Consider the following 15,925-nt stretch of genomic DNA (forward strand, 5'->3'; position numbering starts at 1 on the left):
GTTTAATTTTGGAACTTTATATCTCTGTGACAGCTTTTTTGTTTACATTTGCAAATGAGAAAAACCAGAATTATTCATGGAAACATTAAACCCCAAATATATAAATGTCAATGGCTTGTTACTGGACTTGTCTGTTCCCTGTGTAATGGGCATTCTTAATATAACTCCTGATTCTTTTTATGCCAGTAGTCGTATGCAGACAGAAGTCGAAATATCCCGACGGACGGAACAGATACTTGCAGAAGGTGCCGGTATTATTGACGTTGGTGCTTATTCTTCGCGCCCCAATGCTGAAAATGTGTCTCCTCAAGAAGAGATGGAGCGGCTACGTATGGGGCTGTCTGTGCTTCGTAGAGTTTGTCCCGATGCAGTTGTTTCGGTAGATACTTTCAGAGCTGATGTCGCCAGAATGTGTGTCGAAGAGTTTGGGGTGGCAATCATCAATGATATTGCTGCCGGAGAAATGGATACAGACATGTTCCGGACGGTTGCAGAGTTACATGTGCCTTATATAATGATGCACATGCAAGGTACGCCACAAAATATGCAGAAGAACCCACATTATGGTAATCTGTTGAAAGAAGTATTTCTTTATTTTGCCCGTAAGGTGCAGCAATTACGTGATTTAGGAGTGAAAGATATCATATTGGATCCCGGTTTTGGCTTTGGTAAGACAGTAGAGCATAATTATGAATTGTTGTCCCATCTTGAAGAATTTCGTGTGTTTGAATTGCCTTTATTAGTTGGCGTCTCCCGTAAATCCATGATTTATCGTTTGTTGGGTACCACTCCTCAAGAAGCATTGAACGGTACTACCGTACTGGATACTATCTGTCTGATGAAAGGTGCCGATATTCTCCGTGTGCATGATGTAAAGGAGGCCGTGGAAACAGTGAAAATAGTAGAGGCGATGAGGAAAGAAAGAGAAAAGGTGATAGAGTGATAAACTGAGGTGAACTCAATTATAGATCGTCAAATCGTAAATTAATATATATGTTTTTTGAATTTGGAATAAAAGACTTTATAGATATTCTGTTGGTAGCTTTTCTGCTTTATTATACATATAAGCTGATGAAAGCATCCGGTTCCATCAATGTATTTACGGGTATCCTTGTGTTTATTTTGATTTGGCTGGTCGTTTCCCAGGTTTTGGAAATGAAACTGTTGGGATCTATTTTCGACAAATTAGTCAGTGTGGGAGTATTGGCGTTGATTATTTTGTTTCAGGACGAGATACGACGTTTTCTGCTTACGTTGGGTTCACACCAGCACGCTAGCGCCTTGGTACGTTTCTTTACGGGAAACAAGAAAGAGAAAATGGAGCACGAAGAGATAATGCCAGTGGTGATGGCATGTATCAGTATGGGGAAACAGAAGGTAGGCGCATTGATTGTTATCGAGCATAATATGCCTTTGGATGATGTAGTACGTACGGGTGAGGTTATTAATGCGGATATAAACCAACGGTTGATAGAGAATATCTTCTTTAAGAACAGCCCGTTGCACGATGGAGCAATGGTCATCAGCAAGAAACGGATTAAAGCAGCCGGATGTATTTTGCCGGTATCTCATAATCTCGATATCCCGAAAGAACTGGGATTACGCCACCGGGCTGCTATGGGGATATCACAAGTGTCGGATGCGCACGCTATTATTGTGTCTGAAGAAACAGGCTCTATTTCCGTGGCATATAAAGGACAATTCTATCTGAGGCTGAATGCGGAGGAACTGGAAAGTTTGTTAACGAAAGAAGTTTAAACACTTTGTTTTTGGGGATGAAACGAAGGTTATCCTGTGTATAAACTGAGAATATTTAAATTATAATACTTGAGGAAAATGGATAGACGGAATTTTTTGCGGGCAGGAGGTCTGGCAGTATTGGGAACGCTTGCCATGCCATCGTTTGCTATGCCTGCGTCAGTTCGGGGAACTTTGGGAGGGAGCGACAATAAGTCTGCTTCCATTGCAGCTATGCATCATTTTGGTGTTACGGAAGCTGATTTAAAGAAAGTCATGACTACTGCTTTGGAAAAAGGGGGTGATTATGTAGATCTTTATTTTGAACATACCTTTAACAATGATGTGAGCCTGATGGATGGCAAAGTGAATAATTGCGGTGCCAACATTGATTTTGGTATGGGGGTACGTGTGCTGGCGGGAGACCAGAGCGGCTATGCTTATGTAGAAGGGGTTACCTTGGATGAGATGTTGCGCGCGGCGCGTACTGCTGCCCGTATCGCTTCCTCCGGCAAGGCAGGCAAACCTGTCGGGTTGACTGAGAAAAAAATCACGAAAAATCGCTATGCCATTGCTGAACCTTGGGAGGACGTAAACGTGAAAGCTAAAATCCCTTATCTGGAGAAAATGAACGAAAAGATATTCGCTTTGGATAAGCGGGTAAGAAAAGTGCAGGCCTATCTGATGGATAGCACTTCACATGTTCTTTTTTGTAATTCAGAGGGTGTCACTTATTATGACTATCGTCCAATGGTGTCTTTGATAGCGGTATGTATCATGGAAGAAGATGGCAAGATGGAGAATAGTATGGCTTCCCGTTCTTATCGTAAAGGATTTGAGTTCCTGACGGATGATATTATAGAAGTAATAGCCCGTGAAGCAGTAGACAACACTGCTATCCTTTTTAAGGCCGTGAAACCCAAAGGTGGTGAAATGCCGGTTGTAATGGGGGCAGGTGGTTCGGGTATCTTGTTGCATGAAGCTATCGGTCACGCTTTTGAGGCTGACTTCAACCGTAAAAAGACCTCTATTTTCTGTAATCTCCTTGGTAAGAAAGTCTGTAACGAACATATCAATGTAGTGGATGACGGTACTATTCCTTTCAATCGTGGTTCAGTGAATTTCGACGATGAAGGGATAGAAGGACAAAAAACGTATATTGTGAAAGAAGGTATTCTCACTAGTTACTTGCACGATCGTATCAGTGCAAAACACTATGGAGTAGCTCCTACCGGGAACGGGCGCCGCGATACATTCCGTAACATGCCTATTCCGCGTATGCGTGCAACCTATATGGAAGCTGGAAATATGAAGGAAGAAGATATTATTTCTACTGTGAAGAATGGTATTTATGTGGACCAGTTCACCAATGGGCAGGTTCAGATTGGAGCCGGTGACTTTACATTCTTTGTAAAATCCGGTTACTTGATTGAAAATGGTAAGTTGACACAGCCTATTAAAGATATCAATATCATTGGTAACGGTCCGAAGGCTTTGGCAGATATTACTATGGTGGCGAACAATGATAAGATTGATAATGGTACATGGACTTGCGGTAAAGACGGGCAGGCTTGTCCGGTAACTTGCGGTATGCCGTCGGCATTAGTCAGCAAGTTGACTGTAGGAGGAGAAAGTTAAATATTAATGAATAATTGGTAATGAACACTTGAGAATACTTTTTTTATTATCAATTATCAATTTTCAATTAAAGACATGATTACAGATAATAATAAAAAACTGGCACAATGGGCAATGGATTATGCCTTGAAGAACGGTTGCCAGGCTGCAAAGTTGGTGTTGTATTCCAATTCAAATGCTTCGTTTGAATTGCGCGACGCTAAGATGGATAAATTACAGCAAGCCTCCGAAAGCGGATTGAGTATAAGTCTGTTTGTAGATGGCAGATTTGGCTCTTACTCTACCAATCGTCTGGATAAGAAGGAGCTTGAAGTTTTCATTGCGAATGGTATCGAGTCTACACGTTATCTGGCAGAAGATAATGCCAGAGTATTACCCGATCCCTCCCGATATTATAAAGGAGGTAAACCCGATTTGCAATTGTTTGATAATAAATTCTATACCGTAAATCCTGATGATAAAGTAGCTATTGCACGTGCGGCTGCCGAGGAAGTCTTGGGAAAGGATGAACGTATCATATCGGTAGCTAGTTCATATAGCGATGGTGAGAATGCCGCTTACCGTTTGACAAGTAATGGTTTTGAAGGTGAGTCCAAATCGACTTGGTTTTCGGTTTCTGCCGACATTGCGGTGAAAGGTGAAGGTGAAGCCCGCCCTTCTTCTTATTGGTATGATTCGGCTTTGTTCTATGATAAACTGATAAAGTCCGGTGTCGGAACAAAAGCATTGGAGCGTGTATTGAAGAAACTGGGACAAAAGAAGGTTGCTTCCGGTAAATATACCATGGTTGTTGATCCTATGAATTCGGGAAATATGCTTAGCCCGTTGTTGAGTGCTCTTTATGGGAGTAGCCTTCAGCAGAAAAATTCTTTTTTGCTTGATAAACTGAACACAAAAGTTGGTGCCGATATTTTGAATTTGATGGATGAACCGCATACCATTGGTGCCAATGGAGCACGCTATTTTGATAGTGAAGGTGTGGCAACCGAACGCCGTTCTATATTTGAGAGTGGTGTGTTGAAGACCTATTTCATTGATACCTATAATTCCAGGAAGATGGGGGTAGCACCTACTGTCAATTCACCTTCTTTGCTGGTATTGAAACCGGGTAGCAAAACTTTGGAAGCTTTGGTGGCGGATGTTCAAAAAGGTATTTTGGTTACCGGTTTCAATGGAGGCAACTGTAACAGTAGCTCCGGTGATTTTTCATACGGTATCGAAGGCTTCCTGATTGAAAACGGAAAATTGACTCAGCCGGTTAATGAAATGAATGTTACCGGTAATATGCTTACCCTTTGGGCTTCTTTAGTGGCGGTAGGTAATGATCCGCGTATGTCTTCATCATGGCGTATACCTTCTTTGGTATTCGAGGGAGTCGATTTCAGTGGACTTTAACAGAATTAGTTAAGCATCAGGCTCATATATGGGCGTGATGCTATGAATATTTTTTCGGTGAGTTCACCGATAGTGAGTGCCAGGTGGCTGCTGTGCAGACGCTTGGTACTATTCATACATTTGCCATTGCTCAGATAATAATGCCCGTTGTTGGCGCTTATCTGTTCATCTGTTAACAAAATGTTGAGCTCTAATTCAGGATGTATACTGGCATACAGTTGTAATATAGCTTTGGCATTAATGATACGTGCCATTCCCAAAGGGTGATTTTCCTTTTCTGCAACAGGAGGAGTCAGCACTTCAAGTGTTGAAATTTTTATTTCCTTACAGATACGTTGTAGTAGCCATGAACTTATTTCAGGAGTATCCGAAAGTAATTCTCCAATATGCCACCTTCCTTGATTGTCCGGATAGGCGATTGCTAAAGCAACGATAGAACCTTCATGGTTTAACGTAAAAACATGTCCACCGCTTAATTGTAAATCCGAAAGGATAACCCGAAAATCTGTTTCAGTGTGCTGGATGCAATAATCACGTTCTCTCAATTTCCGGTTAAAATAGTCATATACTTCATTTTTATATTTGTCGGTTATTTTTAGCACCGGAGTATTTTGAGGAGAAGTGATTTGGGGTACTTTGAAAAGGAATTTATTATAATTGAATACCGTTGCATAACCATTATGGGCATAATAATCGAATAACCAAGACTCAGCCGGAATTAATGTAGAGATAGCTACATTATTATGCAACATTCTGATAAAAGCTTGCGACAATAATTCCTGCATTACTCCCCGGTTGCGGTAATCGGGATGTGTACATGCTCCGGAAACATAAGCCGTATGGATTTCCGTTCCGCCAAAAGTCATGGGATAAGGTAACATTTGTAGGGCGGCAATTACATTATCACCACTTTCAATAGTGATGTTAACATTATTGTTGTAACGTAGGCGGAAATACATGTCAATGAATTCCTCACTATCGTTAAAGCATAGCTTCCACAAATTTTTTACTTTTTCCCGTATCATTTTGTTATTCTATGACTTTTTTACCATTTAATAGCCTCCACCGGTTCATCTTTCAGACAGGCCATGTATTTTTGAAGAATAATAGTAGGCTGGTAAGACAATTTGGCCTTGCGCAATCCCTCGATACCCAAATCTTCTTCCCGGTTAATGTAAACGTATTGTTCGGGAATATGGTTGGCAAACTCATAGTTAATCATTGCATATGCGCCTTCAATATTGGTATCCGCTTTTTCCACATGTACTCCGAAAGTGTCTTGGTTGATAGGCATGCCGAAAGTGAATGCTGCAATCTTACCATCTACGTGGAGAATGCCACCCGTCAGACCCAGTTCATTGAAATGATGGAGGGCATAAATCAGTGCACGACGTTCATTGCCTGTACCCTCGTGCTGGTCGCAGTTATTCGCCTTGCACCATTCAGCTTCCAGGTCCAGACACTCCTGAATACGGTCGGGAGTAATGGGAGTATACTCATAATTATAAGTCCGTTTGAACTTGTTGACGTGGTTTCGTTTAGCCTGAAACTTCTTGCCGGCCAACGTGGCAAGATCGGTGCGCAGATAAAGGTAATCCGCATAATCACGATCTTCTGTAAACTGAAATCTTCCCGGCATGAAGGCCTCCAGTTCAGAACACATTCCTGCACAAATTCCAAGCAGGCAGAAAGGTTCTTCTTCTCGGTGTGCATCTTCTATTAATGTCTCCAGTACTTTATTTAAATTACCGTTGCCGATAGGCATCATGTACACCGGTTCTTCGTTTGCCCAGAACTTCAGTAACAGAAATCCGTCAAGAATGGCAAACTTCGTGTTGTATAGAAAACGCCAGCTACATAAGTTGGAGAATGACAGGTCACAATTTTGTCGAGGGCTGTTTAAAGTATAGGATGTAATAAGTTCCTTGTCTTGTAGTTCGATATCTTTAAATTGAATCATAGGTTCTTTTTTATGTTGTTACATTTATAAATAACAAAAATAGAGCGATTTTGTTAGAGTAATCCCAACAATCTTAAAATGGTTGGAGTTAATAATGCTGTAAGAATTCCGTTCAGAGTCAATCCGAGACTGGCGAATGCCCCGTATTTGCGGCTGATGTCCATTGCTGTTGAAGTACCTACCGCATGGGCTGCCGCTCCCAGTGAGAGACCTTGTGCCATCGGACTGCCGATATGGGTCATTTTCAAGGTTTTTACTCCGAGTATGGCGCCCAGCAGTCCGACACATACTACTACTGCTGCCGTCAACGAGGGGATACCTCCCAGAGATTTAGTAACCTCCATGGCTATCGGGGTAGTTACGGATTTAGGTGCCAGTGAATATATAATTTCATCGGAAGCTCCCATCAGCTTGGCTATCAAAACCACAGAAACCACCCCCACAATACAACCTGCCAATTGTGATAACAAGATGGGTAACAATTGTTTTTTGATGGTTTCCAATTGTAGGTACAGAGGAACACCTAGAGCCACTACGGCAGGTCTCAGCCAAAATTCTATCAGATATCCTCCTTTATTGTAAGTATCATAACTGATATTTGCCATTTTCAGGAAAATGATAAGTATGGCAATGGTGAGTAGTATGGGATTAAGTAACATAATTCCTGTCTTCTTCTGCAATAACTTTGCCAGAAAGAATATCCCGAATGTAATGGCCAGCAGGAAAAATTCGTTTTCTAAGAAGTTCATTTGATTTTACGTGTTAATTGGTGAACCCAGCCGGTGACGACAAGGACTAATACAGTACTGACTAATGATGCGATGACGATCGGCCAGAATTCTGCGGCGATAATGTCAAAATAAAGCATCAGTGCTACTCCGGGTGGGATAAAGAAGAAACCCAGATTGGCAACCAGAAAGTCGGACATTCCTTGTACCCAGTGCAGTTTTATCCAACCTAATTTCAAAAAAAGTGTGAGTAACAGCATCCCGATGATACTCGAAGGGAACTTGATACCCGTAAGAAAAACAATCAGTTCCCCCAAGGCTAAACAGCCGAAGAGGATGGCACATTGGCGAATCATATTACTAATACCTAATTATGTTATGTATTGAAAACGCCGCAAAGGTAGGCATTCTCAAGATTGCTTGTTACGTTGATGGGGATATTTCTTATAGCTTTTTGTAACGGAGGCTGATATTCAGACGTACTCTGTACTATGGCCGGATACTTTCATGGGTAATGTCTGGTTGGCGCTTCTGTATGGTGGGATGTGATTAAAAGGCTTTCAATGGTGTATTAAAAGGCTTTTAATGATGTATTAGAAGGCTTTTAATGCTATTTCGGTAATAGGGGCAATTGAGATGCCCTTTACGGGTAGGATACTTGTCTTTCATGGATATCCTGGTTGACCCTATCCGGCAGTGTTAAATATTATAATAATCTATGTTCTTGCCAATAAATATCATCGAATTTGCAATGTACATATTGCAAAATTGTGTACTTTTGTCGCGTGAATAACACGATCTACCGATTTTTATACACAATTAAAATATCATGCAAAGATTAATTAATGAAATTCTTGAGCGTGCGAAAGCGAATCGCCAACGCATTGTTCTTCCCGAAGGTACGGAAGAACGTACTTTGAAAGCAGCCAATCAAATTTTGACTGACGGTATTGCAGACCTTATTCTTATAGGTAATCCTGCTGAAATCAACGCTTGTGCAACGGAATGGGGGCTTGGTAATATCTCCAAGGCAACCATTATCGATCCGGAAAACAACCCGAAACAGGAAGAATATGCACAGTTACTGTTCGAACTGCGTAAGAAAAAAGGTATGACTATTGAGGAGGCTCGTAAATTAACGACTAATCCGCTTTATTTGGGTTGTTTGATTATCAAGAATGGTGATGCTGACGGTCAGTTGGCAGGCGCACGTAATACTACCGGTGACGTGCTTCGTCCGGCTTTGCAGATTATCAAGACTGCTCCGGGCATTACTTGCGTTTCGGGTGCGATGCTGTTGCTGACTCATGCTCCTGAATATGGTAAAAATGGTATCCTTGTGATGGGTGACGTTGCTGTAACTCCGGTACCTGATGCGGGTCAGTTGGCACAGATTGCCATTTGTACGGCACGTACAGCCAAAGCGGTTGTAGGTATGGATCCTAAGGTTGCAATGCTCAGCTTCTCTACCAAAGGTTCGGCAAAACACGAAGTGGTTGATAAAGTGGTAGAAGCTTTGAAGATTGCTAAAGAAATGGCTCCTGATATCGCTATTGACGGCGAATTGCAGGCTGATGCCGCTTTGGTTCCTGAGGTAGGTGCCAGTAAAGCTCCGGGTTCCTCCATTGCAGGTAATGCCAATGTGCTGATTGTTCCGAGCCTTGAAGTAGGAAATATTTCTTATAAGTTGGTACAACGTTTGGGACATGCAGATGCGGTAGGTCCGATTTTGCAGGGTATTGCCCGTCCGGTAAACGACCTGTCTCGCGGTTGTTCCATCGAAGATGTATATCGCATGATTGCAATTACTGCCAATCAGGCTATTGCAGCTAAAAACTCCAAATAACTTTAAATCCGAATAATATGAAAGTTTTAGTATTGAACTGCGGTAGCTCATCCATCAAGTATAAATTGTTTGATATGGATCACAAGGAGGTTATCGCTCAGGGTGGTATTGAAAAAATTGGTTTGAAAGGCTCTTTTCTGAAATTGACTTTACCTAACGGTGAGAAGAAAATTCTGGAAAAAGATATACCTGAACATACTGTAGGTGTAGAGTTTATCCTGAATACATTGATTAGTCCTGAATATGGTGCTATCAAGTCTTTGGATGAGATCAACGCCGTCGGTCACCGTATGGTGCACGGAGGGGAGAAGTTCAGCGAATCCGTATTACTGACTCAAGAAGTATTGGATGCATTTACTGCTTGCAACGACTTGGCTCCGCTTCATAACCCTGCTAATTTAAAGGGTGTAAATGCTGTTGCGGCTATTTTGCCAAATGTTCCGCAGGTGGGTGTCTTTGATACAGCTTTCCATCAGACTATGCCCGATTATGCATATATGTACGCTGTTCCTTACGAACTGTATGAGAAATATGGAGTGCGTCGTTACGGTTTCCACGGAACCTCTCACCGTTATGTATCCAAGCGCGTATGCGAATTTTTGGGTGTTCAGCCCGAAGGAAAGAAAATCATTACTTGCCACATCGGTAACGGTGGTTCCGTTTCTGCTATCAAGGATGGCAAATGTATGGATACCAGTATGGGTTTGACCCCGCTCGAAGGATTGATGATGGGTACTCGTAGCGGTGATATTGATGCAGGAGCCGTGACGTTCATTATGGAAAAGGAAAACCTGGATGCAAATGGTGTATCTAATCTTCTGAACAAGAAGAGTGGTGTACTCGGTGTTTCGGGAGTATCTAGCGATATGCGCGAACTGGAGGCAGCTGTAGCTGCCGGTAATCCAAAGGCTATCTTGGCAGAAAAGATGTATTTCTATCGTATTAAGAAATATGTAGGTGCTTACGCCGCTGCTTTAGGTGGTGTAGATATCATAGTATTTACAGGTGGTGTCGGTGAGAACCAATGTAATTGCCGTACTGAAGTATGTGGAGGGTTGGAATTTATGGGTGTCAAAGTTGATGCCAAGAAAAATGAAGTTCGTGGTGAGGAAGCAGTTATCTCAGCAGATGAGTCTAAAGTGAAAGTGGTCGTTATTCCGACGGATGAAGAGTTAATGATTGCATCGGATACAATGGCTATATTGAACAAATAATCTTTAAATGATTTTAGTGAAAGGAGAGGGAATTGCAGTGATGCGATTCCCTTTTTTATGTTCATCTTCATACTTCTGTAATCTAAAATATGTATCTTTGCTACACTTAAAATAAATGAGAAGACTTATGAGACGATTAATCTATGCATTGTTTTTTGTACTATTTGTAGGTATGGGTTATGCCCAACAGGCAAAGTACGTGTTTTATTTCATCGGTGATGGAATGGGAGTAAATCAGGTAAACGGTACGGAAATGTATCTGGCGGAACAGGAGGGACGTATCGGAGTGAAATCACTCTTGTTTACTGCATTTCCGGTAGGTACCATGGCTACCACTTTTTCTGCTACTAATTCAGTGACGGACTCTTCTGCAGCAGGTACTGCTCTTGCTACCGGTGAGAAGACGTATAATGGTGCTATTGGTATGGACGATAACAAGAATGTTTTGCAGACGGTTGCCGAAAAAGCAAAGAAAGCAGGGAAAAAAGTAGGTGTAACTACTAGTGTTAGTATAGATCATGCTACTCCTGCCGCATTCTATGCTCATCAGCCTAGTCGTAATATGTATTATGAGATTGCTCTTGACTTGCCGAAGGCTAATCTAGACTTCTATGCAGGCGGTGGTTTTCTGAAACCGACCACAACTGCTGATAAAAAGAAGGCTCCGAGTATTTTCCCTATTATTGAAGAAGCCGGTTATACTATTGCCAGAGGACTGGATGAGTACAATGCCAAAGCGGCAGATGCAAAAAAGATGGTTCTTATTCAGAAGAAAGGTGCCAATCCATCTTGTTTGCCATATGCTATCGACCGTAAGGAAGGTGACCTGACATTGGCTCAGATTACGGAAAGTGCTATTTCTTTCTTGACGAAAGAAAACAAGAAAGGTTTCTTCTTGATGGTAGAAGGTGGAAAGATTGACTGGGCTTGTCATGGAAATGATCCTGCCACGACTTTTGAAGAAGTGATTGATCTGGATAATGCTGTGAAGGTAGCCTATGAATTCTATAAGAAACATCCAAAGGAAACTTTGATTGTTGTAACAGCCGACCACGAAACAGGTGGTTTGGGGTTGGGTACTACCAAATATGAATTGTTCTTGAAAGCTTTGTCTAATCAGAAACAGTCTCAGGATATGTTGTCCAAAGCTATTTCAGATTTGCGCAAGGCAAAAGGTAATAAAGTGTCTTGGGAGGAAGTGAAAGAATTGCTTGGCGACAAGATGGGTTTCTGGAGAACTCTGCCATTGTCTTGGGAACAGGAAAAAATGCTTCGTGATGAATACGAAAGTTCATTTGTAAAGAATAAGGTTGTATTTGAGGAGAGCCTTTATGCCAAAACCGAGCCATTGGCTGCCGTTGCAAGGAAAGTGATGAGCCAGATTGCTATGGTGGGTTGGACGAGCCCGAACCATACAGCAGGGTATGTCCCTGTATTTGCAGTAGGAGCTGGTTCTGACTTATTTGTCGGTAAGATGGATAATACGGAAATACCTAAACGTATTGCGAAAGCGGCTGGTTACAAATAAAATTTTCCAAGGATATTTTTCTATAAAAGAACGGAGCGTACCGGATTATTTTCCGATACGCTCCATTTTTGTTATTCCAAATCTTTCTTGATTATCTCATCCATTTCCTTGATAAGTTTCTTCCGTTCTTTAACGGATTTCACTTTTTTCTCTTTATACCCAAGGTCAGTACGTTCGGAAACATCTTCACTCCATTCCTCAAATTCATTCTTTGCCGGACGTCCGTTGGGGTCTATATTTTCTTCGGCAATAGAATCATGTCTATAAATCATATCATCCATAACAATGTCGTTTAAGTGGTTATGATAATACTACAAATTTCTGTCAAAAAGGTTCCGGGTATTTGTTCTTTTTTACAATCATTCATATTCCTTCGCTCAGTTTTTTCGTTATGTTATACTTTTTGTTTTTCATTGATAATCAGTAGGTAAAAACTCCTCTAAATACAAATTTGATATCCTTTTCTACATAATTACAAGGGTTTTTGGATATAAATAAAATATTTCTGGACGTTATAGAATGTATAAATGCCTTAAATATCTGACCTTTGTTGAACTTCAAGATGAAGACTTGAAGCTGATCTCAGAAACGAAATGATGTTAATCAAAATCGATTTAGTATGAAGAAACTTTTTAATTGGAACATGCAGAGAGCCGCATTGACAGCTATGTGCATTCAGCCTTTCTTGTGGAGTGGAGGAATGTGTTATGCTTTGGATGCAGATGCCCGACCGGGAAATTCAAGAATCGGGTCGGAAAAAGAGTTAGTCAATTATGAATATCAGCAGAATAAGGGTATTCAGGTTGTAGGAACGGTTACCGATGCCAATGGAGAATCGGTCATTGGAGCTACGGTACGTGTAAAAGGTACTACTACAGGTGTCATCACGGATATAGATGGACATTATCAGATAGCGATTCCGGATGGAAACGTCGTTCTTGAGTTTTCATTTATCGGATATCAGACCCAGGAAATAAAAGTCAATGGACGAAAGAGTATTAATGTCAGTTTGCAGGAAAATGTACAAGCTTTAGAAGAAGTGACGGTGGTAGCGTATGGCGTACAGAAGAAAGCTACTCTTACCGGAGCTATTTCAAGTGTAGGTACGGATGCTTTGTTGAAATCACCGAGTGCCAGTGTTGCCAACTCATTGGCAGGTCAGTTACCGGGTGTATCTTCCATGCAAGTCAGTGGACAACCGGGTGCTGATGATGCGAAGATATTCGTGCGTGGTGTGGGCTCTTTGACAGAAGGAGGCGCAGCTCCACTTATCTTGGTGGATGGGGTGGAACGTAGCTTTTCACAGATGGATCCCAATGAGATAGAGTCTATCAATGTTCTGAAAGATGCCTCTGCTACAGCTGTATTCGGTGTGCGTGGAGCTAATGGTGTTGTATTGGTGACAACACGTCGCGGACAAGAAGGAAAAGCTAAGGTATCTATAAACTCAACCGTAGGTTTACAGGTGCCTACTCGTGTACTGGATATTGCAGACAGCTATACGACCGCTTTATGTTATAATGAGGGGCAACGTAATGATGGAATGCCGGAAGACCAAATGGCATTTAATACATACGATTTGGAAAGATTTCGTTTAGGGGATGATCCGATTATGTATCCTAATATTAATTGGTATAAGGAGCTGACTAACAAAGTTGCGGTTCAGACGCAACATAATTTGAATATTTCGGGAGGTACGAAGGATATCCGTTATTTCATATCCTTAGGATTTCTATATCAGAATGGTTTGTTCAAACAGCTAAAAGGTTTGGACTATAATAATAACTATAATTATTCGCGTTATAATTATCGTGCCAATCTGGATGTCAATTTAACCCCTACTACTACATTGAAATTCAATATGGGTGGTATTTTGGGGAACCGCCGTCAGCCTGTTGCTGATATATGGCAGAATTTTGCTTCTACATGGCCTTTTTCTTCTCCGGGATTGGTAGATGGAAAGAAAGTGGTACATCAGGATACCCGCTATCCTAATTTAGCTATGTCTAATCAAGTGTTTGATAAATATTATGGTTCTGGTTATCAACGCCGTTTGTCCAATAACATGACATTTGACTTGAATTTGGTACAAAAGCTTGATTTTATAACCAAAGGTTTATCTGTGGATATCAAGGGATCTTATAATACTGATTATTCCTATATAAGGCAAGTGAATGGCCATGTAGAAACCTATACTCCTTTCTATAAATCGGAAATTGACGGTTCTGGACTTAGTAAAGATGATCCTGCTTTTGACAAGACGGTAGTTTATCGTGTAAGCGGGCAGAATTCGATGAAAACATACGGTGATGGTAGCCGTAGTCGTGGGCGTGATTGGTATCTGGAAGGAAGTATCCGCTATAACCGTAAGTTTGGCAATCATAGTATAGGTGCTTTGTTCCTGTATAACCAGAGTAAGAAATATTATCCGAAGAACTATTCGGACGTTCCGACTGCTTATGTAGGTTTTGTTGGTCGTTTGACGTATGATTATAAGTCAAAGTATATGGCCGAGTTCAATATCGGGCACAATGGTTCCGAGAATTTTGCGCCGGATAAACGTTTCGGAACTTTTCCGGCAGGTTCTATCGGTTATATTTTGACGGAAGAGAAGTTCTTCCCTAAAAATGATTATCTGACTTATCTTAAGATTCGTGCTTCTATCGGATTGGTTGGAAATGATAATATGTCCAGTAACCGTTTTTTGTATCTACCGGATGCGTATTCTATTAATGATAACGCTTATGTAGAAAGCCAAACAAATTATTATGATAGAAATGGCTATGTATTCGGTTTGACTAATACAGCCTATGAACTCGCTGCTAGAGAAATTCGCTTGGGAAATTCAAATGTTACTTGGGAGACGGCGTTAAAACATAATTATGGTATAGATGCTTACTTCTTCAAAGACCGTTTACGTTTATCTGTCGATTATTTCATGGAAAAACGTAAGGATATTCTTATACAACGCCAAACAGTTCCTTACCTGATTGCAATGGGAGGCGGCTTGTTGCCGGTAGTCAATATGGGTAAGGTGGATAATAAAGGATATGAGATCGATTTGAAATGGAATGATAAGATCCGTGATTTCTCTTATTACATAAATGCTAATCTTTCTTATTCTAAAAATAAGATTGTATATCAAGACGAGGTAGAACCGAATGAACCTTATCAATGGCGTACGGGAAATGAAGTGGGAGCTCGTTACGGATATGTAGCATTAGGCTTTTATAATAAAGATGATTTCAATGAAGATGGTTCTTTGAAGGAGGGGTTGCCACGACCGTTGGCTACAGTCTATCCCGGTGATGTGAAATATGCCGATTTGAACAATGATAACGTGATAGATAATGATGATCAAAAGAAGATCGGAAATCCCAAGCGTCCGGCTTATACATTTGGTTTGAATTTTGGTGCTGAATATAAAGGTGTTTTCTTTTCTATGAACTGGACGGGAGTGGCAGAATGTGACATTATGATGGCTAATACCTATAGAAACCCAATGTTTAATAAGACATTAGGTGGTGTGTTCTATCAATATCTGGTGGATGGACGTTGGACGGAGGAAACTGCTGCAACGGCTGAATATCCACGTTTTACATATAATACGAATTCTCATAACCAAGCCACATCGCGTGTATGGATCAAAGACGCCTCTTATGTTAAATTGAAGAACTTGACAGTTGGGTATAATATTGCCAATAAAAAGGTTCTGAAAGCTATCGGTGCTTCCAAACTTACCGTACAGTTTACAGGATATAATCTTTTGACTTTTGACAAACTGAAGGTGTTCGATCCGGAAGGTGAACTGACGCGTGATAACAATACTTATCCCGTTATGAAGATTTTCAGTTTGGGCGTGAATGCAACCTTTTAACC

The 15,925-nt window shown here is 41.1% G+C and carries 13 protein-coding genes; 8 read left to right on the plus strand and 5 right to left on the minus strand.

The window, feature by feature from the left end; translation table 11 throughout:
- Positions 1 to 76: 76 nt before the first annotated feature.
- The 4 genes from folP to C1A09_RS03325 all read left to right on the plus strand — a co-directional run bounded on the left by folP (position 77) and on the right by C1A09_RS03325 (position 4,770).
- Entirely contained in the window at positions 77 to 943 is an 867-nt protein-coding gene (gene folP, locus C1A09_RS03310; RefSeq protein WP_101542286.1) for a dihydropteroate synthase, read from the plus strand.
- Positions 944 to 993: 50 nt separating this feature from the next.
- A complete protein-coding gene (cdaA, locus tag C1A09_RS03315; RefSeq protein ID WP_101542287.1) occupies positions 994 to 1,758 on the plus strand; it encodes a diadenylate cyclase CdaA in 765 nt (254 codons plus the stop codon).
- Positions 1,759 to 1,836: 78 nt separating this feature from the next.
- Positions 1,837 to 3,375, plus strand: coding sequence for a TldD/PmbA family protein (locus tag C1A09_RS03320; protein ID WP_101542288.1), 1,539 nt, complete (start codon positions 1,837 to 1,839; stop codon positions 3,373 to 3,375).
- Between the two features lie 75 nt (positions 3,376 to 3,450).
- Positions 3,451 to 4,770, plus strand: coding sequence for a TldD/PmbA family protein (locus C1A09_RS03325; protein ID WP_101542289.1), 1,320 nt, complete (start codon positions 3,451 to 3,453; stop codon positions 4,768 to 4,770).
- Between the two features lie 5 nt (positions 4,771 to 4,775).
- On the opposite strand, the gene C1A09_RS03330 is transcribed toward C1A09_RS03325, so the two are convergent.
- The 4 genes from C1A09_RS03330 to C1A09_RS03345 are packed head-to-tail and all read right to left on the minus strand — an operon-like array spanning position 4,776 to position 7,814.
- Entirely contained in the window at positions 4,776 to 5,795 is a 1,020-nt protein-coding gene (locus C1A09_RS03330; protein ID WP_101542290.1) for a GNAT family N-acetyltransferase, read from the minus strand.
- Between the two features lie 20 nt (positions 5,796 to 5,815).
- Complete coding sequence (locus tag C1A09_RS03335; protein ID WP_101542291.1) at positions 5,816 to 6,730, minus strand: DUF2156 domain-containing protein; 915 nt, start codon at positions 6,728 to 6,730, stop codon at positions 5,816 to 5,818.
- 53 nt (positions 6,731 to 6,783) lie between these two features.
- The gene (locus tag C1A09_RS03340) at positions 6,784 to 7,479 is read right to left on the minus strand and encodes an LrgB family protein (RefSeq protein ID WP_101542292.1); all 696 of its coding nucleotides are present in this window, start codon (positions 7,477 to 7,479) and stop codon (positions 6,784 to 6,786) included.
- Entirely contained in the window at positions 7,476 to 7,814 is a 339-nt protein-coding gene (locus C1A09_RS03345) for a CidA/LrgA family protein (RefSeq protein ID WP_101542293.1), read from the minus strand. The genes C1A09_RS03340 and C1A09_RS03345 overlap by 4 nt, the downstream gene beginning before the upstream one ends.
- A 473-nt stretch (positions 7,815 to 8,287) precedes the next feature.
- Between C1A09_RS03345 and pta the strand changes: the two genes are divergently transcribed.
- The 3 genes from pta to C1A09_RS03360 all read left to right on the plus strand — a co-directional run bounded on the left by pta (position 8,288) and on the right by C1A09_RS03360 (position 12,046).
- Positions 8,288 to 9,304: a phosphate acetyltransferase gene (gene pta, locus C1A09_RS03350; RefSeq protein ID WP_101542294.1), complete on the plus strand. Its 1,017-nt coding sequence runs from the start codon at positions 8,288 to 8,290 to the stop codon at positions 9,302 to 9,304.
- 17 nt (positions 9,305 to 9,321) lie between these two features.
- The gene (locus C1A09_RS03355) at positions 9,322 to 10,518 is read left to right on the plus strand and encodes an acetate kinase (RefSeq protein WP_101542295.1); all 1,197 of its coding nucleotides are present in this window, start codon (positions 9,322 to 9,324) and stop codon (positions 10,516 to 10,518) included.
- Positions 10,519 to 10,645: 127 nt separating this feature from the next.
- Positions 10,646 to 12,046 (plus strand): alkaline phosphatase, encoded by a 1,401-nt coding sequence (locus tag C1A09_RS03360; protein ID WP_101542296.1) that lies wholly within the window; start codon positions 10,646 to 10,648, stop codon positions 12,044 to 12,046.
- A 71-nt stretch (positions 12,047 to 12,117) separates the two neighbouring features.
- Here C1A09_RS03360 and C1A09_RS03365 read toward each other — a convergent pair whose 3' ends face one another.
- Positions 12,118 to 12,327 (minus strand): hypothetical protein, encoded by a 210-nt coding sequence (locus tag C1A09_RS03365; protein WP_101542297.1) that lies wholly within the window; start codon positions 12,325 to 12,327, stop codon positions 12,118 to 12,120.
- A gap of 338 nt (positions 12,328 to 12,665) precedes the next feature.
- On the opposite strand from C1A09_RS03365, the gene C1A09_RS03370 reads away from it, so the two are divergent.
- Positions 12,666 to 15,923, plus strand: a complete 3,258-nt coding sequence (locus C1A09_RS03370; protein ID WP_233519858.1) for a SusC/RagA family TonB-linked outer membrane protein — start codon at positions 12,666 to 12,668, stop codon at positions 15,921 to 15,923.
- The last annotated feature ends 2 nt before the right edge of the window (positions 15,924 to 15,925 follow it).

Origin of the sequence: Bacteroides cutis (assembly GCF_900241005.1) — a bacterium.
Taxonomy (GTDB): Bacteria; Bacteroidota; Bacteroidia; order Bacteroidales; family Bacteroidaceae; genus Bacteroides; species Bacteroides cutis.